Genomic DNA, 360 nt, shown 5'->3' on the forward strand with positions numbered 1-360 from the left:
ACCGTCAAGGGCGACGTCCACGACATCGGCAAGAACCTGGTCGACATCATCCTGTCCAACAACGGCTACAACGTCGTCAACCTCGGCATCAAGCAGCCGGTTTCGGCGATCCTGGACGCCGCGCAGGAGCACAGGGCGGACGTCATCGGGATGTCCGGCCTGCTGGTCAAGTCGACCGTGATCATGAAGGAGAACCTGGAGGAGCTCAATCAGCGCAAGCTGGCGGCCGACTACCCGGTGATCCTCGGCGGCGCCGCCCTCACCCGGGCCTACGTCGAGCAGGACCTCCACGAGATCTACGAGGGCGAAGTCCGCTACGCCCGCGACGCGTTCGAGGGCCTGCGGCTGATGGACGCGCTG

1 protein-coding gene is annotated in these 360 nt (G+C 65.3%); it reads left to right on the top strand.

Annotated features, from left to right (window positions below; genetic code table 11):
• Positions 1-360, top strand: a 360-nt coding sequence (locus PUR71_RS05875; protein ID WP_329925254.1) for a cobalamin-dependent protein, incomplete at both ends; no start/stop codon positions are given.

The sequence above is a fragment of the Streptomyces sp. SP17BM10 genome (assembly GCF_036322405.1).
Taxonomy (GTDB): Bacteria; Actinomycetota; Actinomycetes; order Streptomycetales; family Streptomycetaceae; genus Kitasatospora.